Raw genomic sequence first — 23,827 nt, forward strand, 5'->3', positions numbered from 1 at the left:
GTCAGCCGGTGCCCGGCCAGCGGCCCCCGGCCTACGGCTACCCCCCGCAGGGGCAGCCGACGGTCGGACCCGGCTACCAGGCCGTGTTGCGCTACCGCGCGCAGGACGGGTCGGAGCAGCAGTTGATCCGGCGTTCGGCGCCGGGCACGCCGCACCCGGAGTGGCAGATCTTCCACGAGCTGCGCGCCATGAACGTTCCGCCGGACCAGGTGCTGGAGCTGCACACGGAGCTGGAGTCGTGCGAGCTGCCGGGCGCGTACTGCGCGCGGATGATCCGTGAGCAGTGGCCGCAGGCGCGGATCACGTCCATCGCGCCGTACGGCACGGACCATGCGAGCAGGCAGCAGGGCATGCAGCAACTGCTCGCCCATCAGGGCGAGTTGCACCAGGTCGCCGACGGGCCGGCCCGACCGGCCCCGGTCCGCGCGCCGCTGCCGCCGGTGCAGTCGGCGCCGCCGGTTGCCCCGGAGGGGATCGCGCAGGAGCTCGCCGCGGCCTTCGGGCCGGGGGTGTTCCGGTTCGAGCAGGCGGCGGTCTCCCGCCAGGGCGTGCCGCCGATCGTGGCGCACACGCTGGTGGTGGCGGGTCTGCCGATGGACATGGGCCCGTTCTTCTGGGCGCAGGCCCAGCCGGGGCGGCCGGTGCCGACGCTGGCGGAGCTGGCGGCCGAGCGCGGGGTGCAGCCGGCGCCGGACGCGGGGTCGTACCTCGTCATGGGCAGCGACTTCGGCAGGGCCATCTGTGTGCAGTACGGCACGGCGAACATCGTCGCGGTGCCGGTGGAGGCGGGGCCGGGCGGTACGTCCCTGCCGCCGCAGTTCGTGAACACGGGCCTGCCCGAGTTCGCGCGCTGCCTGGCCCTGCTGGGCCGGATGTGGCGGCTGCGGTACGGCCTGAACCAGGAGCAGGCGGGTCGCTGGACCGTCGACTTCCAGGCCCAGCTCGCCGCCCTCGACCCGGCGGCACTCGGCTCGCCCGAGAGCTGGTGGTCGGTACTGCTGGAACAGATGTGGGACGGGCTGCTGTGACACCCCCTACACCCCCTGGTCCTGTCCGGCGGATCAGGCCCTAGGAGGTCCTGTCAGGGACCGGCCCCGGTCGTGCGACCGGGGCCGGTCCTTTTGTGTTCGGCTTGTGTTCGGCTACTGATCGAGCGGGCGTCCGGAGTGTCGCGTTATGAACATTTCCGCCCAATACCTCAGGATATGCGCGAAATCATCTCGGCGGAGAGGGTTGTTCCAGGATGAGAAGCGCAGCGGTGTCGCCCCATGGTTTCGTGCTCGTACGAGGGCGGGGCTACCGTCCCGGGCAGGCCGAGGCGTATGTGAACGCCCTCTCCGACAGCCGGGACGCCGCCTGGGAGCGTGCCGCGCGGCTGACCGTCCTCGCCAAGAACATGGAGGCGGAGCTCGCCCAGCTGCGGGAGGCCGTGGCGCAGCTGGGCCCGCAGACGTACGAGGCGCTCGGTGACGGCGCCCGGCGGCTCCACGAGCTCGGACAGCAGGAGGCCCAGGCCGTCCGGGAGGGCGGGCGGCGGGAGGCGCAGCGCCTGGTCGAGGAGGCGCGGGCGGAGGCGGAGGACATGCTCGCCGCCGCGCAGGCGCACGCCGACGAGGTGCGCACCGAGGCCGACGAACGCGCCCGGCAGCGGCTGCTGGCGGCGCAGGCGGAGGCCGACGAGATCCGGATCTCGGTGCGGCGCGAGGTGAAGGCGGCCCGCAGCGAGGCGCTGGCGGCGCTGCGCGAGGTGCGTCAGCGGACCACCGGGATGCTCGCCGAGCTGACCCGGGAGCAGGCCGAGCGGCTGGCCGCCGTCGAGCGTGCGGCATCGGGGCGGGAGACCGCGCTGGAGGCGGAGCACTCCGCCCGGGTGGCGGCAGCCGAGGCGGCGCTGTCCGCGGCGGAGCAGGCGCTGGCCGATGCGCAGGAGTCGGCCCGGCGGGCTCCGGACGAGGCGCGCAAACGGGCGGCGGAGGTGCTGGCGGAGGCGCGCCTGCGGGCGGAGCGGATCGCCCAGGAGACGGAGCAGGTGCTGCGCGAGCACGGGGAGGCGTGGGACGCCGTGCGGGCCCAGATGGACACGGTGCAGAACAGCATCACGACGCTCACGGGACGGGCGTGGACCGAGCAGCCGGACGGCACCGGCCCTCGCGCGCGGTAAGCGGCCGGGCAACGGTGACCGCGTCGCCCGGCGCCCTTTTGCCCGCGTAGCCCGGCGCATGCCGGTTGCCCGCGTTGCCCCGCGCATGCCGGTTGCCCGTGTTGCCCTGCGCATGCCGGTTGCCCGCGAAGCCCTGCGCCGGGCGCACGCCTCGCCCGGAACCGGTTGCGCGACTCGCCCGGCGCCGGTTGCGCGACTCGCCCGGCGCCGGTTGCCCGCCTCGCCCGGCGCCGGTTGCCCGCGACTCGGTGGCGGCGGGCCGTCAGCCTCCCCTGCGTACCGCCCCCGCCAGGATCCAGCCCTCCACCGCCTCGTACTGCCGGCGCTGCTCTTCCGACTTCGTACGGCCGGAGGCCAGCGTGCCCAGCCAGCCGAAGAGGAAGCCCAGGGGGATGGAGACCAGGCCGGTGGTGGTGAAGGGGAAGAAGTTGAAGTCGGCGTGCGGGAAGGCGGCGACCGGGGAGCCGGAGACCAGGTTGGTGCCCGGCATCAGCAGCAGGACGGTGAGCGTGCCGCCGATCAGCGTGCTCAGCAGGCCCGTTCGGGTGTAACGGCGCCAGAAGAGGCTGTAGACCAGGGCGGGGGCGATCGCGGAGGCGCCCAGGCAGAAGCTCAGGGTCACCAGTGGCTGCAGGCTGCGGTGCTGGACCAGGGTGGCCAGCAGGATCGTCGGGATGCCGACCGCGAGTGCCGAGACCCGGGCCAGCGTCATCTCGCGGCGCGCCGGCATCTCCTGCACGCGGGCCGCGAAGACGTCGTGGGCGAGGGAGTTGGCGCAGGCGAGGATCATCCCGGCCACCGAGGCGAGCAGCGTCAGGAAGATCGCGGTGGTCACGGTCGTGAACAGGAAGCTCTCCACCGCCGACACGTCCGAGCCGAACACCGCCCGCGAGCCCAGCAGGTAGGCGGTGTTGCCCTGCGGATCGGCCTGCGCGATCGCCCCGCGTCCGATCAGCGCCGTCGCGCCGAACCCGACGACCGTCACCACCAGCACGAACAGCGCCACACTGGACACCGCCCAGGACATCGACCGCCGTACCTGCCGGGCGCTGGACGCGGTGTACATGCGCATGGTGATGTGCGGCAGGCACGCACCGCCCAGGACGATCGTCAGCTCCGAGGTGATCATGTCCAGGCGGGGGTTGGCGCCGCCCGCGAACTCCAGTCCCGAGTGCAGGAAGGCCGGCCCCACGCCGCTCTGCCGGGCCGCCGTGTCGAACAGCGTCCCCGGGTCCCAGTCGAACCTCCGCAGGACCAGCAGGGCGACCACCGTGCCCGACCCCAGCAGCATCACGATCTTCAGGATCTGGATGAGCGCCGTGCCCTTCATCCCGCCGATCGCCGCGTAGCTGATCATCAGCACGCCGAGGCCGATCACACAGCCCGTCTTCAGCGAGTCGTTGGAGAATCCGAGGATGAAGGCCAGCAGCTGACCCGTGCCGGCCAGCTGCACCAGCATCAGCGGTACCAGTGCGGTGATGGTCACCGCGCACGCGGTGATCCGCACGGACCGGCCCGGCATCCGCCGCGCCAGCACGTCACCCATGGTGAACCGGCCCGCGTTGCGCAGCGGTTCGGCCAGCAGGAACATCATCAGCATCAGGGACAGCGTCGTGCTCAGCGCCAGCACGATCCCGTCGTAGCCGCACAGGGCGATCACCCCGCCGGTGCCCAGCACGGACGCCGCGGAGATGTAGTCGCCCGCGATCGCCAGCCCGTTGCGCATGGGGGACAGGGATCCGTAGCCGGTGTAGAACTCGTCGAGGTCGTCGCGGTCCGGGCCCGTCATCACGCACAGCAGCAGCGTGACGGTGGCGACGGATGTGAACGCCACCAGGGACATGGACTGCGCCGACCCGCTGAACTGCGTCGTCATCGCGCCGCCTCCCGCCTCGCGTCCAGCTCGGCCTGCTTGCGGATGCGGTCGGCGATCGGGTCGACGTACCGGCGCGCGGTGTGCTCGTACAGGGCTATCGCCAGCCAGGTGACGGGGAGCTGGACCAGCGCCAGCAGCAGGCCGGTGGGCAGGCCGGCGGTGACGGTGCTCGTCATGAACGACGGTGCGAAGGCCGACAGGACGAGGAAGACGGTGAAGTAGCCGAGCGCGGTGATCGAGGCCACGCGCCGCTGCCAGCGGTAGGCGCCGCGCAGGACGCGCAGGTCACTGTGGTGCCCCAGCGCCTGACGGCGCGGCAGTCGCGGCTGCACGGGCTCGGGCGGTGGCGGCTGCCAGGGGTAGGTCGCGTACGACGGTGAGGCGTCGTGCCGCGGACGTGGATACGGGTACGACGGAAACGGCTCCGGCTCGTACGACATCCCGGGGCTCCTTGAGTGGCGGCTCTGGCAGGGAGTGGGGGGCGTGCGAGTGACGCACGCTACTCGGAGCACCGGGGATGCGGGGCGTTTTGGCCAAACTGAGCGGTCGGTATGCGCTTGCCCGGGCCGATGCCCGGACCGACTCGGGTGTCACCCGTGTCGACGCCGGCATTTCCCGGCCCGTTCGAGCGCTTCGATGCCAAACGGGCTGCCCCTCCACTGCTGTTGAGCCATCATGTACGCACTCGTGGTCGCGCGGAGTGCAAGGGGGAGGCCACATGAGTGAGGTGCCGTCGCGGGAAAGCGTGTTCATTTCCTACGCCCATGACGACGACGAGCACGTCGAACGGGTCCGGAACCTCTACCGCTTCCTGCGCGCGTGCGGGATCGACGCCGTCCTGGACCTGCCCGCGGGGGAACGCCGTCAGGACTGGGCGCTGTGGATGCTGCGCGGCATCCGGGACAGCCGGCGGGTGATCGTCGTGGCCTCGCCCGAGTACAGACGGCGCGCGGAGGGCGACGCCCCGGCCGGTGAGGGCGCGGGAGTGCAGTGGGAGGCCCTGCTGCTGCGGAACCTGGCCTACGAAGATCCGGGTGCAGCCCTGGACCGTATCGTCCCCGTCGTCCTGCCCGGCGGTTCCCGCGCGGACCTGCCCGTGTGGCTGGGTGGCGGCACCACCACCCACTACACCGTCGAGGACTTCACCGTCGACGGTGCGCACAAGCTGCTGCGGCTGCTGACCGGCCAGCCGTACGAGACAGCGCCGCAGCTGGGGCCCGTGCCCGTCCTGCCATCGCGTGACCAGGGCGCGGGCACCTCACCGGCCCTGCCCGCCCCCGCCCCCGCCCCCGCTCGCGTCCCCGCCCCCGCTCGCGTCCCCGCCCCCGTCGCCGCGCCGGCGCCGCCGCCCCAGCCACCGCCCGCGGCCTTCGTCCTGCCCGGCCAGAAGGACCTGCTCGACGCCCTCCTGGCCTGCCCCGCGCTGCACCGGCTCGCCGCCCGGCACGAACTCCTGCTCCTGATGGGCGAGTCACTCGGACTCGGGCAGGTCTTCGACGTGCCCGAGTCCGCGGACGCCCGGACCCATCTGCGCGCCCTGTGCCGCCGGATCGGACGGACGACCCTGACGGCCGACGCGGCGCTGAAGGCGATGTACCTCGCCCTCGAAGAGATCGCGCCGGACGACGTCGGCACCAAGCGGGTACGGGAACTCCTCGTCGCCTGCGGACTTCCGCTCGGGGAGGCGTGAGTGTTCGGTCACCTGCTGTTCGGTGACCGGAGCGCCCGCCGGGCAGCCGTGCGGGGGCCGTGGTCGGGAAAGCACGGGCGGCAGCTCGTGATGATCCTGCTCGGCGTCGGCGAACTGCACCAGCTCGCCACCCGCCACGAGCTCCTGTTGCTGATGGGCGAGCAACTGGAGCTCGGCCGCGCCTTCGCGGTGCCCGAGAACCCCGACCCCGCGGCGCATCTGCGTGCCATCGTCCGCGCCGCCCGCCGCGGCGCAGCGCTGGAGGCGTTGCGGGACGCGCTGGAGGAGATGGCGCCGGACGACATCGACGCCGCGTGGTTCAAGCTCGCGGCCACGGTGCTGACCCGGCCGGACGGCCCCCTGCCCGCCGGCTTCATGATGGAGCTGATCGGCGAACTGCGAAACCACCCACCGGACTTCGCAAGGGCCGCGGTGTCCCGCTACCGGGCCGAACGCCGTGCCGCCGGCCACCCGCTGGACGGCCGCACTCTGCCGCAGGTGCTGTTCCGGCTCTACGACGCCCGGATGTCCGCCACCGACCCCGACGCCCCGCGCCGGCACCTGCGGGCGTTCCTGCGGCAGCTGACCACGGAGCCCGGCCGCAGCAACCGGCTCGCCACCCTCCTCGCCCGCCTCCCGGGCTGCGAGCCCGGCGGCCGTCCGCAGGCGGCGGCCGCCGCGGTGGCGGTACGGGCCGAGCGCCAGGTCATCATCCAGATACGGGTCGAGGAAGAGGACGCCCCGAGCGACCTGCCCTACACCCGGCGGCGCTACTCACTGCGCGGCCTGCACTACGAGGGCACGGCGGACGCCCGTTTGGACTTCCACTGCTCCTGGGACTGGCCCGGCCTGTTCACCGGGGACGAACTGGAGCGCTGCGGCCACGAGTTCCTGGCCGCCTGGCACGCACAGGAGGCGGTCGACTGGGGGCCGGGCAAGCGGGTGGAGTTCCTGCTGCCGGACTCGCTCCTCGGCTACGCGGCCGAGATGTGGCCGGGCGGGTCGTCCGGCGTGCCCCTGAGCCGTAGCTGCCAGGTCGTCGTACGGTCCCTGAGACGCTACAAGGACAGCTCGCTGCACCCCGAGTGGGACCGGCGCTGGCAGGTCCTCGACCGCGACTGCGTGCCCGGTGACGCGCTGCACCGCATCGGCTGGATGAGCCCCGACCGGGGGGAGCCGGAGAACGGCGACGGCGCGGACTTCGGCCGCAGGGCCCGGTTCTGCCCCGACAGCAAGTACCCGCCGCTGCGCCTGACCGATCCCGCCGACGTCGAGGACTGGCTGCGGCACAACGCCGACCTGGCCTGCCTGGGACTGGGCACGCCGTACGACCACCACGACCCCCTCATCCGGGATGCCGTCCTCGACGCCCTGCTGGAGGACGGCATCCCCGTCATGGTCTGGCGGCGCGACGCGGGCGACCCCGCCCACCTGCTGGACGCGCTGCGCGACGTCAGCCCGCCCGCCCTCCTCGCGGAACTGCCCCGCAGTGTCCTGGAGGCCCGCAAGCGGGGGCGCCGCGACGAGACGAGCCTGGGCAAGCAGATCACCCTGCTGTGGGACGACCCGACATGCGTCTTCCGCACACAGGACAGCCGAATGTCCGGCACCCGCGGGGCCGGCGAAGGAGCAGCATGACGCAGAGCCAGGACTGGTGGGTCTACGAGGGCAGCGGCGTCCCGCACGACGGCATCCGCCGCCTGCCCGAGGCACCCCCGTGGCGGGCCTTCCGGCACAGCGGTGCCCGGCCCGAGAGGCTGCTCGGGCCGCCGGCGGCCGATGACGACGACGCCGTCCAGCGCCATCTCGGCCGGGCCGGCCAGGGCGCCGCCTACCAGGCCGGCGACCGCGAGATCCACCTCGTCAACCTCGCCCTGCACCTGCGCCGCCCGCTGCTGCTCACCGGCAAGCCCGGCACCGGCAAGTCCACGCTCGCCTACGCCGTCGCGCACGAGCTGAGACTCGGGCCGGTCCTGCGCTGGGCGATCACCAGCCGGTCCACCCTCAAGGACGGGCTGTACGAGTACGACGCGGTGGGCCGTCTCTACGACGCCGGACTGCGCAACGCGGGCACCCTGACCGGCCGCACCGGTGAGGCGCCCGAACCGCCCGACATCGGCAAGTACATGTGGCTCGGCCCGCTCGGAACGGCTCTGCTGCCCTGGCGGCGGCCCCGGGTGCTGCTGATCGACGAGATCGACAAGAGCGACATGGACTTCCCCAACGACCTGCTGAACGTGTTCGAGGAGGGCGAGTTCGTCATCCCCGAACTGGCCCGGCTCGGGCGCGGGGAGCAGCACGTGATGACCGCCGACCGGGAGCAGGTCGAGGTCAGCGCGGGCGCGGTGGCCTGCGCGGAGTTCCCGTTCGTGGTGCTGACCAGCAACGAGGAGCGCGAGTTCCCGATGGCGTTCCTGCGCCGCTGCATCCGCCTGGAGATCGGGGCGCCGGACGAGGAGCGGCTCAAGGGCATGGTCGCGGCGCATCTCGGCGAGCCGGGGGCCGGCGGGAACGGCTCCGCCGAGGCCCGGGCCGAGATCATCGCCCAGTTCCTGGCCCGGCAGCGGGAGATGGGCACCCTGGCCAACGACCAGCTGCTCAACGCGCTGCTCATGGCGGAACGGGGACTGTGGGACAACGAGACGGGGCGGGCCCTGCTCGGCGACGATCTGCTGCGGCCCCTGGACCGGGGCTGAGGACGGTCGTGGCCGGGGCCGAGCGGGACATGACGAGCGCCGGACGGGATGCGCCCGGCGGCGAGCGGGCCGCGCACGACGAGCTCCTGCGGGAGGAACTCGCCCGTCTGCTGGACTCCGAGGGCGCGCCGGACGCCGGCGACGCGCTCGACGTGCTGTGGATCGCCCGGCTCAGCGGGCTCGCCCCGGTCGACTGGTCGCTCCTCGGCAACGGCAGCGACCCCACCGCCCCCGCCCCGCCCGCCGAGCCGCCACCTCCCGCACCCCAGGAGGACCACCCCACCGCCGACCCCGGCCCCGATCCCCCGTCGGCCGGGCTCCACCTCCCCGGCGGCACCGACACCGCCGCCCCGGTCCGTTCCGCCGGCGCGCAGGCCATCCGTGTCGCCCAGCCCCAGGCACTGCCCGACACCCTGTCCCTGACCCGTGCCCTGCGCCCCCTGCGCCAGACGGTGCCCTCGGCCCACGCCCGCATCCTCGACGTCGAGGCCACCGCGTCGGCCTCTGGCGACACCGGCCTGCTCCTGCCGGTCCTGTGCGCTGCCACCGAACGGCGTTTCTCGGTCGACCTGCTGATCGACACCGGTACCACCATGACCGTCTGGCACCGCCTGGCGGGCGAACTGCGCAGCCTGCTCGCCCGGCACGGAGCCTTCGCCGATGTCCGCGCCTGGGCACTGTGCACCGACGGACCGGAGCCGACGCTGGCACCGTTCCGCCGCGGCCCACAGGCGGCCGCACCCACGCGCCGCTGGCGCCCGGCCCTGGCGGACCCGACCGACCGCCGTGCGGTCCTGATCCTGACCGACGGCGTCGGCCCCGCCTGGTACGGCGGCGAACTGCCCGCCGCCCTGGCCGACTGGTCCCGGCGCCGCCCGGTCGCCGCCCTCCAGGTTCTGCCCAGCCGCCTGTGGCACCGAACAGCGCTGCGTACGGCACCCGTCCGGGCCCGCGGCACGGAAGCGGCCCGCGCCACGGTCGAGGTCCGCTCCTCGGGCCCGCTGCCCGGGATCGCCCGCGGCCGTGCGGGCACCGCCGACCGGGCACGGATCCGCTGGCTGCCGGTGCTGGAGGTCGCCGGGGACTGGCTCACCCCCTGGGCCCGCCTGGTCTCGGGCCGCACGACCGACTGGGTCCCCCTGCACGCCGCGCCGCTCACGGTCGCCGAACGCCCCGCCCGGCCCACCCCGGCCGAGGAGCCGGGCACCCCGGCGGCCTGGATCGAGCAGTTCGAGGAGGGTTACTCGCCGGAGGCCTTCCGCCTGCTGCGACTGCTGGCCGCCGCCCCGCTCAGCCTGCCGGTCATGCGGCTGGTCCAGCGCACCATGCTCCCCGCCTCCACACCCATGCACCTGGCCGAACTCTTCCTCTCCGGCCTGCTCGTCCGCCGCACCCCGGCCAAACCGGGCGAGGACCCCGACAGCGTGCTGTACGACTTCCGGGCCGGGGTCCGGGACGCGTTGCTGGACCGGCTGACCCGCACCGAGTCACTGCGTGTGCTGCGCAACGTCATCGACGGCGTCAGCGAGCGGGTCGCGGCGACGTTCGGCTCGGTGACGGACTTCGGGGCGCTGGTGGCCGCCATCGGTGCGGGCGGCGGCCTGGACGGACTCGAACTGCCCGAGGACAGCAGGGCGTTCGCGGAGGTGGCACTGGCGGTCATCGGCGGGGTGGGCGGGGACTACGCCGAGGTGGCGGCGCGGCTGGGACGGAGGCAGGCGGATGCGCCGGCCGAACCGGTGGAGCCGGAGCCGACGGGGGAGAGGGTGCAGGTACGGCGGGACCGGAGGCGTCGGCTGTTGCCGTGGCTGCGCAAGCGCGCCTGGATGGTGACCATGGAGGGAGCGGGGACCACGTTTGAGATCCGGGGTCTCAAGGCGGACGAGGTGCAGGCAGTTGTCGACAAAGTGCATGCGCTGGGGCTGCGGAGCAGCCGGCTGCCTCCGCTTCCGTTTGCCTACGTACGCCGAGAGGGTGTCGAAGCCATCGTGGAGCGACTGCGCGCGCTGAGTCCTCGGGGCGCGACCGAGAATGGAGGGTATCCGCTCCCGTTCCTGACGACGTGGCTGATCGAGGGCCGCCCAGGCGTGGGCAAGACCCCGCTTGCCATCGATCTCGCTAAGGAGTTGGCGACCGAGTTCACCATGGTCCGGTGGGTCCGCGCGCACAGCCGCAAGGCCTTGTTGGAGGATCTCACCGGCCTTGCCGACGATCTGGGCATTCCCCGGAGTGGACAAGGGTCCTTCCCCGCCCGGCGCCTGGCCCAGCTCCGTGATCGTCTGGTCAGTCAGCCCGGCTGGCTAATCGTCTACGACGGCGTCACCCAGCAGACCTTCACGCCCGACCCCGGCGATCCGGCGGACTCGAAGGAGCTGTGTCTGCCTCCGGAGGGATACGGCTGCCTGCTGGTGACCCTGGCCGACAGGACGCTTTGGCCGTACAGGCAGTTGTACGGGTCGGTGACTCTGACCGAGCTGTCCCGTGAGGAGGCTGTTGCCTACCTTCAAACGGCGCTCGCCGAGGAGCAGGGAGTGTTGTGGCACGACATTGCCGAGCTGGCCGACCTCGTCGAACTCACCGAGAAGAACCCGGTGCGCCTGGCCGAAGTCGTGACGTTGCTCAAGGAGACTCGGCAGCCGGTCCGCGACTATCTCAACGACTTGCTGGCGAGCGAGGTGGGAGACGGGTTCCTGCGCTCCCTGGTGTGGATCAGCAGGGACGGTGAGTTCGTGGGTACGGGGATCGCGGTGAGGCCGGACATGGTGCTCACAGCAGGCGTCCAACCAAGGCTGCCCGGGCTCCGTGTCCACTGTTCCGACGGTTCGGAGGTCCGGGTGACCCACTCGGGGCAGCAGCTCGGGGGCCCAGGGCTGCTGGCGCTGGGCGTCGAGGACGGTGAACTCCCGGCAGTGCCGCCTTCTCGTCCCGGCAGCAGTCCGGCCGTCGCAGCCTGTTACCTGCGGCACCGGCGTTCGCGGACTCCGCTGCTCAGCCTGCGCCCCGCCGCCTCCGGCACGCAGTCTCCGCCGCCGGGCGCGGTACTGATCGACACGGAGGGAGACCTGTGCTCGGTGGTCGCACCGGGCGCCGACGGCGCGGTGGCGGTAGACGTCACCTCGAAACTCATCCTCCAACTCCTCCCCGCCACTGCGCGATCCACCCGGGCACGGCGCCGTGAGCGAGAGCTGCTGTTCTATCTGAGCTACGCCCAGGCACCCGGTGAAAGCCTCCGCCGGGTGCACGCCTTCTTCGACGATCTGCGCGCTCGCACTGCGGAACTCACCGGGCTGCCGGAGCCGGGCTTCGCTCTCAGCAAAGTGGCCCAGGCGTCACTGTGGCGTGAGTCGATGAAAGACGCCCTGGCCAGGGCTCAGGTGTTCGTGCCGCTCTATTCCCCGCGCTACTTCAGAACTGAATGGTGCGGTAAGGAATGGGATGGCTTCAGCCGACGGCAGTCCCGGGAGGGGAGTGGTCCGGCGATCGTGCCTGTGCTGTGGACGCCCACCAGTTCCAAGACCTGGCCGACGGTCGCCCGGAGCGTGCCGTACCTGGCCGCGTTCGCCGCGACCGGGGGCACCGAAAAGGGCGTGGTGGATTTCCTGCAATCCGATCCCGTTGGGTACCGGCGCATGGTGGGGCACATCACCGATGCCATCGTGGAGGTGGCCCAGAACACCCGCCTCAGTCCCTGCGACCCCGGCCTGCTCGACGACCTGCGCAACGCCTTCGAGGACGAGGACTCCTAACGCAACCCGGCCACGAACGCGGCCCATGCGGCCCCCGAGAAGACGATCGCGGCCCCGGCGGGGTTCTTGCTGTCGCGGACGGGGACGAGCGGTTGGGCGGTGTCGTTCACTTCGAGGCAGTTGTCGCTGCTTCCACCGCTGTAAGTGGACTTGCGCCAAGCCGTTATTTCGAGGCAGTCGCCACTGCTGCCGCCGCTGTACGTCGACTTGCGCCAGCCGGACAACGCTGACGCGTCAGGGATGGTGCTCTCGCTGCGCTTCATGCTCGTAATCCTCCGCGACCGACCTGATCAACGCCAGGGAGCTACGGTGCGACAACGCGTCTCCCAGCGCATGATCGTAGGCCACCTGGCATTCGCGAACCACGGACGAAAGCTCCCAGATGCGGCCGGACTTCAAGCCCTCTGCGTAGGCGATAGGCGGCAACTCCTCGAACCACATAAGCGAGACGAAGCCTTCCAGCAAGGCGTGGTAGCCGACCGAGAACGGCAGCACGTGCACGCGGATGCGGTGGCTTTCGCCAAGGGCCGCGATGTGCCGGAGTTGCTCGCACATTACCGCCGGTCCGCCGACAGGGCGCCGCAGCACAGCCTCGTCGAAGAGCGTCCAGACCTTGGGTGAGTGGAACTTGTCGAGGATCCTGGCCCGTTCGAGTCGCGTAGCGAGCAGTAGGTCGCGTTCATCGGCGCTCTTGGGGGTGGCCCCCGAACTCAGTACCTCGCGTGCATACGCCGCGGTCTGCAGGATGCCGGGCACAAGCTTGGGGGCGTACTCACGGATCTCGGTGGCCTTGCTCTCGAACTCAAGCGCCTCGGCGAAGTGCTCCGCGACCTTCCGCCCATCAAGTACAGGCAGAAACCGCTCGAAGAACCCATCAGTCCCCAGCACCTGATCCAGCCTCCGCGCATCCTCCACGTCCGGCCGTCGGCGCCCCGCCTCGATGTGGGCGATGTGCGTGCGGGACATCACCGCACGTTGGCTCAATTCCTCCTGGGTGAGCCCCGCCGCCTCCCGCCGCCGCTTCAGCTCCTGCCCGTACTGCTCCCGCGAACGCGGATTGTCCTCGATCGCCACCCGCGAACCCCCCCTCGTGCACCCTGCGGTGTCACGCTCAGCCACCTTCCGAGGCTATCGGCCGTGACGCCACTGTGTGCATGCATCAGCACGGAAAGTGAAAGGCGAGCTCGTGGAAGACGCGGAAGACGCGGAAGACGTGGAGGACATGGAGCCGGACAAGGGAGACGGGTTCATCGGCGCCCACATCACACTGCGTGTCTCGCGGGACGGCGGGCGGACCTGGGGCCCGAGGACGACGTACCGGCCGTCGCGCGAGGCCGCGCCGCTGGAGTCGGCGGGCCGGTTCCCGCCCTGCCGGTGTCCGAGGTGCCGCCGTTCGTAGCGGACACCGTGCGCGCGTCGACGGTGCTCGGGGACGGCTCAGTCCCCGAGCACCGGGAACTTCCGCGGGGCCAGCACCAGCAGGACCAGGAACGCCAGCGCCGCCGCGCACGACGCCCCGAGGTACACGGCGTGGACCGCGTCGGCGATGGCCCGGCGGGTCACCTCCGGGGCCTTCGTGCCCGCGTCCAGCGCCCGGGTCACCGAGTCGAGGTCGCTCGCGCCGCCGAGCCGCGCGGACAGCACCCCGTTGGCGACCGCCCCGAACACCGCCGCGCCGATCGTCTGGCCACTCTGGCGGCAGAAGAGGACCGAGGCGGTGGCCGTACCCCGCTCCGACCACTCCACCGTCGACTGCACACCGACGATGAGCGGCAGTTGGAACAGTCCCAGGGCCGCGCCCAGCAGCAGCATCAGCGCCGTCGGCTGCCACGCCTGCCCCGGATACGGCAGGAACGGGAACGCGAACAGGATGAGCGTCGCCGCGCCGATGCCGAGCATCGCGGTGTTGCGGAAGCCGATCCGGCGGTAGACGTGCTGGCTGAGCGCGGCCGAGACCGGCCAGGTGAGCGTCCAGACGGACAGGACGAAGCCCGCTGCCACGGGCGCGAGGCCCAGCACCGACTGGGCGTACGTGGGCAGGAAGACCGTGGGGGCGACCATCAGCAGGCCCAGCGCGCCGAGAGCCAGATTGACCGCGGCGATCGTACGGCGGCGCCAGACCCAGCCGGGGATGACGGGCTCGGCCGCCAGGCGCTCGACGACGACCACGAGGGCGGCCAGGGCAAGTCCCGCGGCGAACAGGGCGATCGACGGGGCCGACAGCCAGGGCCAGGCCACCCCGCCCTGCACCAGCGCGGTGAGCAGGGCGCCGCCGCAGGCGAACACCGCCAGCGCACCGGCCCAGTCGATGCGCCGCCGGCCGCCCCGCACCGCACGCTGCGGCTCGTGCAGATGGCGCACGATCAGCCACAGCGCCACCGCCCCGATGGGCAGGTTGACGAGGAAGATCCAGCGCCAGTGGGCGTACGCGGCCAGCAGGCCGCCCACCGCCGGACCCGCTATCGCCGACACCGCCCACACCGTGGACAGCTTGGACTGGATCTTCGGGCGCTCCTTGAGCGGGTACAGGTCGGCGGCGAGTGTCTGGACGGTGCCCTGCAGTGCACCGCCTCCCAGGCCCTGCACGATGCGGAAGGCGATCAGCGCGCCCATGCTCCAGGCGGCCGCGCACAGCAGGGAGCCGAGCAGGAACAGGCCGGCGCCGACCACGAGCACCGGCTTGCGGCCGAAGGTGTCGGACAGCTTGCCGTAGACGGGCAGGGTGACCGTCACGGCGAGCAGGTAGCCGGAGAACAGCCAGGAGAAGACGGAGAACCCGCCGAGGTCGCCGACGATCTGCGGAACGGCGGTGGAGACGATCGTGGCGTCCAGCGCCGCCAGCGCCATGGCGAGCATGAGCGCGGCGACCACCGCGCCCCGCCCCCGGGTCCCGGCCGGTTGTGCGGTGCCGCCGCGTGCGGCGGTTCTCGTCCTGCCCACCCCGGATCCTTTCCCCCTGCACCCATGGCCGTTCGACAGCTTCCCACTTGAGCCTGACGCAGCGGGAGGGTGGAGCATGAGTGGGCCGGAGGGTGGAGGCGACCCCGAGACGGCCTCCACCTGTCGGTGGACAGCCCCTAGGGGTTGCTCCGTACTTGGGGTCGGGGAGGGTTCGTCCCGGCGGAGGACGAGGAGGCCCGTAGGTCTTCCTTAATCTGGCTTTACGCCGCTGGGGGGCGGCGCACCGAACCGACGGGGGTGGGGTTTTCCCCAGTGAAAGAGGGTGCCGGGCACCAGCGCGCCGGGGCCCTGCGCCGACCAGACTCGTCGGCGTGCCCGTCCGGGCGAGTTCTGCCGGGTTCCACGAACCCGCTCCACCTCGTCACCCAAGCGAAGCATCACCCGACCGACATAGGAGACTTACCGTGACATCGGCTGTGACCATTCCCAGGCACGGGGGTACTGGAGGGCCTACGGCCGTTGCCGCGCGGGCGCGGCAGGTCGTGAAGGCCTACGGGGCGGGGGAGACCCGTGTCGTCGCCCTCGACCACGTCGACGTGGACATCGCCCGCGGCCAGTTCACCGCGATCATGGGCCCCTCGGGGTCCGGCAAGTCCACGCTGATGCACTGCCTCGCCGGGCTCGACACCGTCACCGGCGGCCAGATCTACCTGGACGAGACCGAGATCACCGGGCTGAAGGACAAGAAGCTCACGCAGCTGCGCCGGGACCGGATCGGCTTCATCTTCCAGGCGTTCAACCTGCTGCCGACGCTGAACGCGCTCGAGAACATCACGCTGCCCATGGACATCGCCGGGCGCAAGCCCGACAAGGCCTGGCTGGACCGGGTGGTGGAGACCGTCGGGCTCGCCGGGCGGCTCAAGCACCGGCCCAACCAGCTCTCCGGCGGCCAGCAGCAGCGCGTCGCGGTGGCCCGGGCGCTGGCCGCCCGGCCCGAGATCATCTTCGGTGACGAGCCGACCGGAAACCTCGACTCCCGTGCGGGCGCGGAGGTGCTGGGCTTCCTGCGCCGGTCGGTGGACGAGCTGGGACAGACGATCGTGATGGTCACGCACGACCCGGTGGCCGCCTCCTACGCGGACCGGGTGCTGTACCTGGCCGACGGGCGGATCGTCGACGAGATGTACCAGCCGACGGCGGACCAGGTCCTGGACCGCATGAAGGACTTCGACGCCCGGGGGCGTACGTCGTGACCGTCCTGAAGACCTCACTGCGCAACTTCTTCGCACACAAGGGACGCATGGCGCTGTCCGCGATAGCGGTGCTGCTGTCGGTGGCGTTCGTGTGCGGCACCCTGGTGTTCACGGACACCATGAACACCACCTTCGACAAGCTGTTCGCGGTGACGGCGTCCGACGTGACCGTCTCGCCGAAGGCCGCGAAGGACGACCGGACGCCGCAGAACGGTGTGCCCGAGTCGCTGCCCGCGTCCGTACTGGCCGAGGCCCGGCACGCCGACGGCGTCAAGTCCGTCGAGGGCGGCGTCAGTTCGGTGAACGTCACCGTCGTCAACGGCGACAACGAGAACATGGGCTCCTCCACCGGCGCTCCGACCATCGCCGGCAACTGGACGAGCAACGACCTACGGTCGATGGAGATCACCTCCGGGCACGCGCCGCACGGCCCGGCCGAGACGATGGTCGACGCCGACACCGCCGACAAGCACCACCTCAAGCTCGGCGACGAGCTGCGCACCATCGCGCAGACCGGTGACTTCAAGGCACGGATCGTCGGCATCGCCACCTTCAAGGTGACCAACCCCGGTGCCGCGATCGTCTGGTTCGACACGCCCACCGCGCAGCGTGAACTGCTCGGTGCCACCGGCCGGTTCACCCACCTCAACGTCACCGCCGCCTCCGGCGTGCCGGACGAGCGGCTGAAGCAGAACGTCGCCCGCACGCTCGCCGGGTCCGGGTCCTACAAGATCCAGACCGCCAAGGAGAACGCGGACGAGAACCGCAAGAGCGTCGGCCAGTTCATGAACGTCATCAAGTACGCCATGCTCGGCTTCGCCGGCATCGCGTTCCTGGTCGGCATCTTCCTGATCATCAACACCTTCTCCATGCTGGTCGCCCAGCGGACGCGGGAGATCGGCCTGATGCGGGCGATCGGCTCCTCGCGCCGGCAGGTCAACCGCTCGGTGCTGGTGGAGGCCCTGCTGCTCGGCGTGATCGGCTCCGTCCTCGGTGTCGGCGCGGGCGTCGGCATCGCGATCGGGCTGATGAAGATCATGGGCTCCATGGGCATGGACCTGTCGACGCGGGATCTGACGATCAAGGCGACCACCCCGGTGGCCGGAGTGCTCCTCGGGGTCGTGGTGACCGTCCTGGCCGCCTACCTGCCTGCCCGCCGGGCCGGCAAGGTCTCCCCGATGGCCGCCCTGCGGGACGCCGGTACGCCGGCCGACGGCAAGGCCGGCTGGGTGCGCGGCCTGATCGGCCTGGTCCTCACCGGTGCCGGTGCCGCGTCCCTGTTCGCGGCGGCGGCCGCGAAGAAGGCGAGCGACGGTTCGCTGGTCCTCGGCGTCGGCGTGGTCCTGACCCTGATCGGCTTCGTGGTCATCGGTCCGCTGCTGGCGGGCGGGGTGGTCCGGGTGATCAGCGCGGTGCTGCTGCGCGCCTTCGGCCCGGTCGGCCGGATGGCCGAGCGCAACGCCCTGCGCAACCCGCGCCGCACCGGCGCCACGGGCGCGGCCCTGATGATCGGTCTCGCGCTGGTCGCCTGCCTGTCGGTGGTCGGCTCCTCGATGGTGGCCTCGGCGACCGACGAGCTCGACAAGTCGGTCGGCGCGGACTTCATCGTCCAGGGCAACCAGCGGATCGTCCCGCAGGCCGAGAAGGCCATGCGCAACACGCCCGGCCTGGCCCACGTCACCCGCTACAAGGTGCTGGACGCCACGCTGACCTCGCCGGACGGCAAGGCGGACGACTCCGGGCTCACGGCCGCGGACCCGTCGTACGCCGACGACCTGCGCCGTACGACGACCGAGGGCACGCTGTCCGGCGCCTACGGCGAGGACGCCATGTCGGTCGGCTCCGACTACGCCAAGAAGCACGGCGTGCACGCGGGCGACACCATCACCGTCGCCTTCAAGGGCGGCCGTACGGCGAAGCTCAAGGTCGCGGCCGTCACCAACGACGACACGGCCATCGACAAGGGCGCGCGGTACACGAGCATCGCGACCATGGAGAAGTACCTCCCCAAGGACCGCGTCCCGCCGAACACGATCATGTTCGCCAAGGCCGGGCCCGGCCAGGAGAAGCAGGCGTACGCGGCCCTGAAGAAGTCGATGCACGACTACCCGCAGTACCAGGTGCGCGACCAGACCGACTACAAGAAGGAGCTGAAGGACCAGGTCGGCCAGCTGCTCAACATGGTCTACGGCCTGCTCGCCCTGGCGATCATCGTGGCGGTCCTCGGCGTGGTGAACACCCTGGCCCTGTCGGTGGTCGAGCGGACCCGGGAGATCGGCCTGCTGCGGGCGATCGGTCTGTCGCGCAGGCAGCTGCGCCGCATGATCCGCATGGAGTCGGTCGTGATCGCCCTCTTCGGTGCCCTGCTCGGCCTGGGCCTCGGCATGGGCTGGGGCGCGACCGCCCAGAAACTGCTCGCCCTGGAGGGTCTGAAGGTGCTGCAGATCCCCTGGCCGACGATCATCGCCGTCTTCGTCGGCTCGGCCTTCGTGGGCCTGTTCGCCGCACTGATCCCGGCGTTCCGGGCGGGCCGGATGAACGTCCTGAACGCCATCGCGACGGACTAGGACGGACCAGGGAGGTCACCTTCCTGTCCGCGCAGGCCGAAGCGGACGGCTGAGCCACCGCACACGGGGGTTGCGGTGAAGGGCCCGGTGCCGGGGAGTGGGAGCTCCTCGGCACCGGGCCCCGGCACGTGCCGGTGCATGTGCCGGTCCCGGGATGTCCGGCTCATCGGCCCCGGCGTTTTTCCACAGCCCCAACGGTCACTTTTCCGGCGTCGTACGCTGGAGAGACCCCCGGCCCGCAGCGCGCGTCGGGCTCTTCGTGTTGTCCACGCGTTGTCCAGCCCCCTCACCACTCCCATCTCCACCCCCTCACCACCCCTCGGACGGAAAGCCTCCTCCATGAGCCTGCACGGTCTGCTCGACGCCGTCGTCAAGGACCCCGCCCTCGCGGAAGCGATCACCGCGGCCGCGGACGGGGCCCGCATGCACGTCGACCTGGTCGGTCCCCCGGCGGCCCGCCCCTTCGCGGTCGCCGCCCTGGCCCGCGACGCCGGCCGCCCCGTGCTCGCGGTGACGGCCACCGGCCGCGAGGCCGAGGACCTGGCCGCGGCGCTGCGCTCGCTGCTGCCCCCGGACGGCGTCGTGGAGTACCCGTCCTGGGAGACGCTCCCGCACGAGCGGCTCAGCCCCCGCAGCGACACCGTCGGCCGCCGGCTGGCCGTGCTGCGCCGGCTGGCCCACCCCAGCCCCGACGACCCCGAGACCGGCCCGGTCTCCGTCGTCGTGGCGCCGGTGCGCTCGGTACTCCAGCCGCAGGTCAAGGGCCTGGGCGACCTGGAGCCGGTGTCCCTGAAGACCGGCCGGACCGCCGATCTGAACGACGTCGTGGACGCCTTGGCGGCCGCCGCCTACTCCCGCGTGGAGCTGGTGGAAAAGCGCGGTGAGTTCGCCGTGCGCGGCGGCATCCTGGACGTCTTCCCGCCCACCGAGGAACACCCCCTGCGCATCGAGTTCTGGGGCGACGACGTCGAGGAGATCCGCTACTTCAAGGTCGCCGACCAGCGCTCCCTCGAAGTCGCCGAGCACGGCCTGTGGGCCCCGCCCTGCCGTGAGCTGCTGCTGACCGAGGACGTCCGCACGCGTGCGCGTGCCCTGGCCGAGCAGCACCCCGAGCTCGGCGAGCTGCTGGGCAAGATCGCCGAGGGCATCGCGGTCGAGGGCATGGAGTCCCTGGCGCCGGTCCTGGTCGACGACATGGAACTGCTCATCGACGTCCTGCCCAAGGGCGCCATGGCCGTGGTGTGCGACCCGGAGCGGGTGCGCACGCGCGCCGCCGACCTGGTGGCGACCTCGCAGGAGTTCCTGCAGGCCTCCTGGGCGGCCACCGCCGGAGGCGGCGAGGCGCCCATCGACCTCGGCGCGGCCTCCCTGTGGTCCATCGCCGACGTGCGGGACCGGGCACGCGAGCTGGACATGCTGTGGTGGTCGGTGTCGCCGTTCGCCGCGGACGAGACGGCCGGCGACGCGGACACCCTCAAGCTCGGCATGCACGCGCCGGAGACGTACCGCGGCGACACCGCCAAGGCGCTCGCCGACACCAAGGGCTGGCTCGCCGACGGCTGGCGCACGGTCTTCGTCACCGAGGGCCACGGCCCGGCGACCCGCACCGTCGAGGTGCTCGGCGGCGAGGGCATCGCCGCCCGCCTGGACGTCGACCTGGGGGAGCTGACCCCGTCGGTGGTGCACGTGGCGTGCGGCTGCATCGACCACGGCTTCGTCGACCCGGCCCGCAAGCTGGCCGTCCTCACCGAGACCGACCTGACCGGCCAGAAGGCGGCCGGCCGGGACGGCGCCCGGATGCCGGCCCGGCGCCGCAAGACGATCGACCCGCTCACCCTGGAGACGGGCGACTACATCGTGCACGAGCAGCACGGCGTCGGCCGCTACATCGAGATGGTGCAGCGCACGGTGCAGGGCGCCACCCGCGAGTACCTGGTGGTGGAGTACGCCCCCGCCAAGCGCGGCCAGCCCGGCGACCGCCTGTACATCCCCACCGACCAGCTGGAGCAGATCACCAAGTACGTCGGCGGCGAGGCACCCACCCTGCACCGGCTGGGCGGCGCCGACTGGACGAAGACCAAGGCGCGGGCCAAGAAGGCGGTCAAGGAGATCGCCGCGGACCTGATCAAGCTGTACTCCGCGCGGATGGCGGCCCCCGGGCACGCCTTCGGCGCCGACAGCCCCTGGCAGCGGGAACTGGAGGACGCCTTCCCGTACGCGGAGACCCCGGACCAGCTGACCACGATCGCCGAGGTCAAGGAGGACATGGAGAAGTCGGTCCCGATGGACCGTCTGGTCTGCGGCGACGTGGGCTACGGCAAGACGGAGATCGCGGTCCGGGCCGCCTTCAAGGCGGTGCAGGACGGCAAGCAGGTGGCGGTCCTGGTGCCCACCACCCTGCTGGTGCAGCAGCACTTCGGCACCTTCTCCGAGCGGTACTCCCAGTTCCCGGTGAACGTCCGGGCGCTGTCCCGCTTCCAGACGGACACCGAGGCCAAGGCGGTCGTGGAGGGCCTGAAGGAGGGGGCGGTGGACGTCGTCATCGGCACCCACCGGCTGTTCTCCTCCGAGACCAAGTTCAAGGACCTGGGCCTGGTCATCGTCGACGAGGAGCAGCGCTTCGGCGTCGAGCACAAGGAGCAGCTGAAGAAGCTGCGCGCGAACGTCGACGTACTGACGATGTCGGCGACCCCGATCCCGCGCACGCTGGAGATGGCGGTGACGGGCATCCGTGAGATGTCCACCATCACCACCCCGCCGGAGGAGCGCCATCCGGTGCTGACCTTCGTCGGTCCCTACGAGGAGAAGCAGATCGGGGCGGCGATCCGCCGCGAACTCCTGCGCGAGGGCCAGGTCTTCTACATCCACAACCGGGTGGAGTCGATCGACCGGGCGGCGGCGAGACTGAGGGAGATCGTCCCCGAGGCGCGGATCGCCACCGCCCACGGCCAGATGTCGGAGGCGGCCCTGGAGCAGGTCGTCGTCGACTTCTGGGAGAAGAGGTTCGACGTGCTGGTGTCGACGACGATCGTCGAGTCGGGCATCGACATCTCCAACGCCAACACACTGATCGTGGAGCGCGGCGACACCTTCGGCCTCTCCCAGCTGCACCAGCTGCGCGGCCGCGTGGGACGGGGAAGGGAGCGCGGCTACGCGTACTTCCTGTACCCCCCGGAGAAGCCGCTGACGGAGACGGCCCACGAGCGTCTGGCCACCATCGCCCAGCACACGGAGATGGGCGCGGGCATGTACGTGGCGATGAAGGACCTGGAGATCCGCGGCGCCGGCAACCTGCTGGGCGGCGAGCAGTCCGGGCACATCGCGGGCGTCGGCTTCGACCTGTACGTCCGCATGGTCGGCGAGGCGGTCGCCGACTACCGGCGGCAGCTGGAGACCGGCGAGATCCAGGAGGAGCCGCCGCTGGAGGTCAAGATCGAGCTGCCGGTCGACGCGCACGTCCCGCACGACTACGCCCCCGGCGAGCGGCTGCGCCTGCAGGCCTACCGGGCCATCGCCTCCGCCAACTCGGAGGAGGACATCAAGGCGGTGCGCGAGGAACTCACCGACCGCTACGGCAAGTTGCCGGAGCCGGTGGAGAACCTGCTGCTGGTGGCGGGCCTGCGCATGCTCGCCCGCGCGTGCGGCGTCGGCGAGGTCGTCCTGCAGGGCAACAACATCCGGTTCGCCCCGGTCGACCTGCGCGAGTCGCAGGAGCTGAGGCTCAAGCGCCTGTACCCCGGCACGGTCGTCAAGCCGGCCGTCCACCAGGTCCTCGTCCCGCGCCCCAAGACCGCCAAGATCGGCGGCAAGCCCCTGGTCGGCCGTGAACTGCTGGCCTGGGTCGGGGAGTTCCTCACCTCGGTCCTCGGGTCGTAGCACCGCCGGCTCCGCGCCGGAGCGCCGGACCCCGCCGCCGGGAAAGGGGTGTGCCGCGCCGGACATCTTCCCCGCTACCGTGGGCAGCAGGGAAGAAACCCCCACGCCAGGGGGCGGACCGGGGAAGGCAAGGGGAGGGGCGCACCGTGACGCGTCTGAGGGGCGGGGCGGTTGCGGCTGCCGTGACGGCGTTGGCCGTGGCCGGATGTACACAGCAGACGACAGGGCCGGGCGGACCGCAGGCGACCGGCGGCGGGGGAGCGGCCCTCGCCGCCGCCGAGTCACTGCCCGTGAAGGGCCGGGCGCCCAAGACCGGTTACACCCGGGAGGAGTTCGGCACCGCCTGGGCAGACACGGACGCCAACAGCTGCGACACCCGGGACGACATCCTCAAGCGCGACCTGAAGGAAGTGCGCTTCACCGGCGGCAAGTGCAAGGTCTCCTACGGCGTGCTGCAACCGGACCCGTACTCCGGCAGGGCCGTCACCTACCGGCGGGGCCGCAGCCTGGTGGACATCGACCATCTGGTCGCCCTCTCCGACGCCTGGCAGAAGGGCGCCAAGTACTGGGACGCGAGCAAGCGCATAGCCCTGGCCAACGACCCCCTCAACCTGCTCGCCGTGGACGCCGCTGCCAACCGCGGCAAGGGCGACGGCGACACGGCCACCTGGCTGCCGCCCAACAAGGGCTACCGGTGTGCCTACGTCGCCGCGCAGGTCGCCGTGAAGAAGAAGTACGGCCTGTGGGTCACCGCCGCGGAGAAGGACGCGATGAAGAACGTCCTGTCCACCTGCCCGGACCAGAAACTCCCCACCGGCGGCAACCCCACGAAGGCCCCCGCCCGTTTCCGCGCGGGCTGAGCACGCCAAGGACCACCGGCTGGGGTGGTGCCACCCGACCCCAGGGTGGTCCACCCCGTCCACGCAGGTCGCCGGTAGGTGAAGGTTCCTTGGGTGCGGCATGACTCGGCAAGCTCGCCTGGGGCAAGTCGTACAGCTGGACCGTCCAGGCGTACGACTCGGCCACCAATCTGTACTCGCCGACGGACCCCCATGAGCTGT

At 71.7% G+C, this 23,827-nt stretch carries 16 protein-coding genes; 11 read left to right on the top strand and 5 right to left on the bottom strand.

Annotated features, from left to right (window positions below; all coding sequences use genetic code 11):
• Window positions 1-1,028 (top strand): SUKH-4 family immunity protein (locus AB0A61_RS12665; protein WP_361290405.1); only part of this gene is annotated, 1,028 nt, incomplete at its 5' end.
• A 215-nt stretch (window positions 1,029-1,243) separates the two neighbouring features.
• Window positions 1,244-2,161 (top strand): cellulose-binding protein, encoded by a 918-nt coding sequence (locus AB0A61_RS12670; protein WP_361290408.1) that lies wholly within the window; start codon window positions 1,244-1,246, stop codon window positions 2,159-2,161.
• Window positions 2,162-2,423: 262 nt separating this feature from the next.
• Here the strand turns inward: AB0A61_RS12670 and AB0A61_RS12675 are convergent, their stop codons facing one another.
• Together AB0A61_RS12675 and AB0A61_RS12680 are read right to left on the bottom strand one after the other, a co-directional pair.
• A complete protein-coding gene (locus AB0A61_RS12675; protein ID WP_361290411.1) occupies window positions 2,424-4,037 on the bottom strand; it encodes a cation acetate symporter in 1,614 nt (537 codons plus the stop codon).
• The gene (locus AB0A61_RS12680; RefSeq protein ID WP_361290414.1) at window positions 4,034-4,477 is read right to left on the bottom strand and encodes a DUF485 domain-containing protein; all 444 of its coding nucleotides are present in this window, start codon (window positions 4,475-4,477) and stop codon (window positions 4,034-4,036) included. Before AB0A61_RS12680 ends, AB0A61_RS12675 begins: the two co-directional genes overlap by 4 nt.
• A 278-nt stretch (window positions 4,478-4,755) precedes the next feature.
• Here AB0A61_RS12680 and AB0A61_RS12685 point away from each other — a divergent pair, with 278 nt between their 5' ends.
• Genes AB0A61_RS12685 through AB0A61_RS12700 form a run of 4 tightly spaced genes read left to right on the top strand, consistent with a single transcriptional unit; the run spans window position 4,756 to window position 12,169 of the window.
• The gene (locus AB0A61_RS12685) at window positions 4,756-5,727 is read left to right on the top strand and encodes a TIR domain-containing protein (protein ID WP_361290417.1); all 972 of its coding nucleotides are present in this window, start codon (window positions 4,756-4,758) and stop codon (window positions 5,725-5,727) included.
• Window positions 5,728-7,365, top strand: a complete 1,638-nt coding sequence (locus AB0A61_RS12690) for a hypothetical protein (protein ID WP_361290420.1) — start codon at window positions 5,728-5,730, stop codon at window positions 7,363-7,365.
• Window positions 7,362-8,423, top strand: a complete 1,062-nt coding sequence (locus tag AB0A61_RS12695; protein ID WP_361290422.1) for a MoxR family ATPase — start codon at window positions 7,362-7,364, stop codon at window positions 8,421-8,423. Before AB0A61_RS12690 ends, AB0A61_RS12695 begins: the two co-directional genes overlap by 4 nt.
• Before the next feature lie 8 nt (window positions 8,424-8,431).
• Complete coding sequence (locus AB0A61_RS12700) at window positions 8,432-12,169, top strand: SAV_2336 N-terminal domain-related protein (protein ID WP_361290425.1); 3,738 nt, start codon at window positions 8,432-8,434, stop codon at window positions 12,167-12,169.
• Here the strand turns inward: AB0A61_RS12700 and AB0A61_RS12705 are convergent.
• Window positions 12,166-12,432 (bottom strand): DUF397 domain-containing protein, encoded by a 267-nt coding sequence (locus AB0A61_RS12705; RefSeq protein ID WP_361290428.1) that lies wholly within the window; start codon window positions 12,430-12,432, stop codon window positions 12,166-12,168. The genes AB0A61_RS12700 and AB0A61_RS12705 overlap by 4 nt on opposite strands.
• Window positions 12,404-13,243 carry a helix-turn-helix transcriptional regulator gene (locus AB0A61_RS12710; RefSeq protein ID WP_361290431.1) on the bottom strand — a complete coding sequence of 280 codons (840 nt, stop codon included), beginning with the start codon at window positions 13,241-13,243 and terminating at the stop codon, window positions 12,404-12,406. The genes AB0A61_RS12705 and AB0A61_RS12710 overlap by 29 nt, the downstream gene beginning before the upstream one ends.
• A gap of 112 nt (window positions 13,244-13,355) precedes the next feature.
• Between AB0A61_RS12710 and AB0A61_RS12715 the strand changes: the two genes are divergently transcribed.
• Window positions 13,356-13,568 carry a hypothetical protein gene (locus tag AB0A61_RS12715; protein ID WP_361290434.1) on the top strand — a complete coding sequence of 71 codons (213 nt, stop codon included), beginning with the start codon at window positions 13,356-13,358 and terminating at the stop codon, window positions 13,566-13,568.
• A 38-nt stretch (window positions 13,569-13,606) separates the two neighbouring features.
• On the opposite strand, the gene AB0A61_RS12720 is transcribed toward AB0A61_RS12715, so the two are convergent.
• Complete coding sequence (locus AB0A61_RS12720; protein ID WP_361290437.1) at window positions 13,607-15,109, bottom strand: MFS transporter; 1,503 nt, start codon at window positions 15,107-15,109, stop codon at window positions 13,607-13,609.
• 425 nt (window positions 15,110-15,534) lie between these two features.
• On the opposite strand from AB0A61_RS12720, the gene AB0A61_RS12725 reads away from it, so the two are divergent.
• The 4 genes from AB0A61_RS12725 to AB0A61_RS12740 all read left to right on the top strand — a co-directional run bounded on the left by AB0A61_RS12725 (window position 15,535) and on the right by AB0A61_RS12740 (window position 23,626).
• On the top strand, window positions 15,535-16,323 hold the full coding sequence (locus AB0A61_RS12725; RefSeq protein ID WP_361290440.1) for an ABC transporter ATP-binding protein: 789 nt from the start codon (window positions 15,535-15,537) through the stop codon (window positions 16,321-16,323).
• Window positions 16,320-18,890 (top strand): FtsX-like permease family protein, encoded by a 2,571-nt coding sequence (locus AB0A61_RS12730; protein ID WP_361290443.1) that lies wholly within the window; start codon window positions 16,320-16,322, stop codon window positions 18,888-18,890. The genes AB0A61_RS12725 and AB0A61_RS12730 overlap by 4 nt, the downstream gene beginning before the upstream one ends.
• A gap of 339 nt (window positions 18,891-19,229) precedes the next feature.
• Window positions 19,230-22,766 (top strand): transcription-repair coupling factor, encoded by a 3,537-nt coding sequence (gene mfd, locus AB0A61_RS12735; protein ID WP_361290446.1) that lies wholly within the window; start codon window positions 19,230-19,232, stop codon window positions 22,764-22,766.
• A 146-nt stretch (window positions 22,767-22,912) separates the two neighbouring features.
• Window positions 22,913-23,626: an HNH endonuclease family protein gene (locus AB0A61_RS12740; protein WP_361290449.1), complete on the top strand. Its 714-nt coding sequence runs from the start codon at window positions 22,913-22,915 to the stop codon at window positions 23,624-23,626.
• Window positions 23,627-23,827 lie beyond the last annotated feature (201 nt).

It is taken from the genome of Streptomyces sp. NPDC046197 (assembly GCF_040646295.1).
In the GTDB taxonomy this organism is placed as follows: Bacteria; Actinomycetota; Actinomycetes; order Streptomycetales; family Streptomycetaceae; genus Streptomyces.

What these genes read in the sequence shown, in the direction of transcription:
- AB0A61_RS12670 (WP_361290408.1), top strand. Translation starts at nt 1,244, where the DNA reads ATGAGAAGCGCAGCGGTGTCGCCCCATGGTTTCGTGCTCGTACGAGGG.
- AB0A61_RS12675 (WP_361290411.1), bottom strand. Translation starts at nt 4,037, where the DNA reads ATGACGACGCAGTTCAGCGGGTCGGCGCAGTCCATGTCCCTGGTGGCG.
- AB0A61_RS12680 (WP_361290414.1), bottom strand. Translation starts at nt 4,477, where the DNA reads ATGTCGTACGAGCCGGAGCCGTTTCCGTCGTACCCGTATCCACGTCCG.
- AB0A61_RS12685 (WP_361290417.1), top strand. Translation starts at nt 4,756, where the DNA reads ATGAGTGAGGTGCCGTCGCGGGAAAGCGTGTTCATTTCCTACGCCCAT.
- AB0A61_RS12695 (WP_361290422.1), top strand. Translation starts at nt 7,362, where the DNA reads ATGACGCAGAGCCAGGACTGGTGGGTCTACGAGGGCAGCGGCGTCCCG.
- AB0A61_RS12705 (WP_361290428.1), bottom strand. Translation starts at nt 12,432, where the DNA reads ATGAAGCGCAGCGAGAGCACCATCCCTGACGCGTCAGCGTTGTCCGGC.
- mfd (WP_361290446.1), top strand. Translation starts at nt 19,230, where the DNA reads ATGAGCCTGCACGGTCTGCTCGACGCCGTCGTCAAGGACCCCGCCCTC.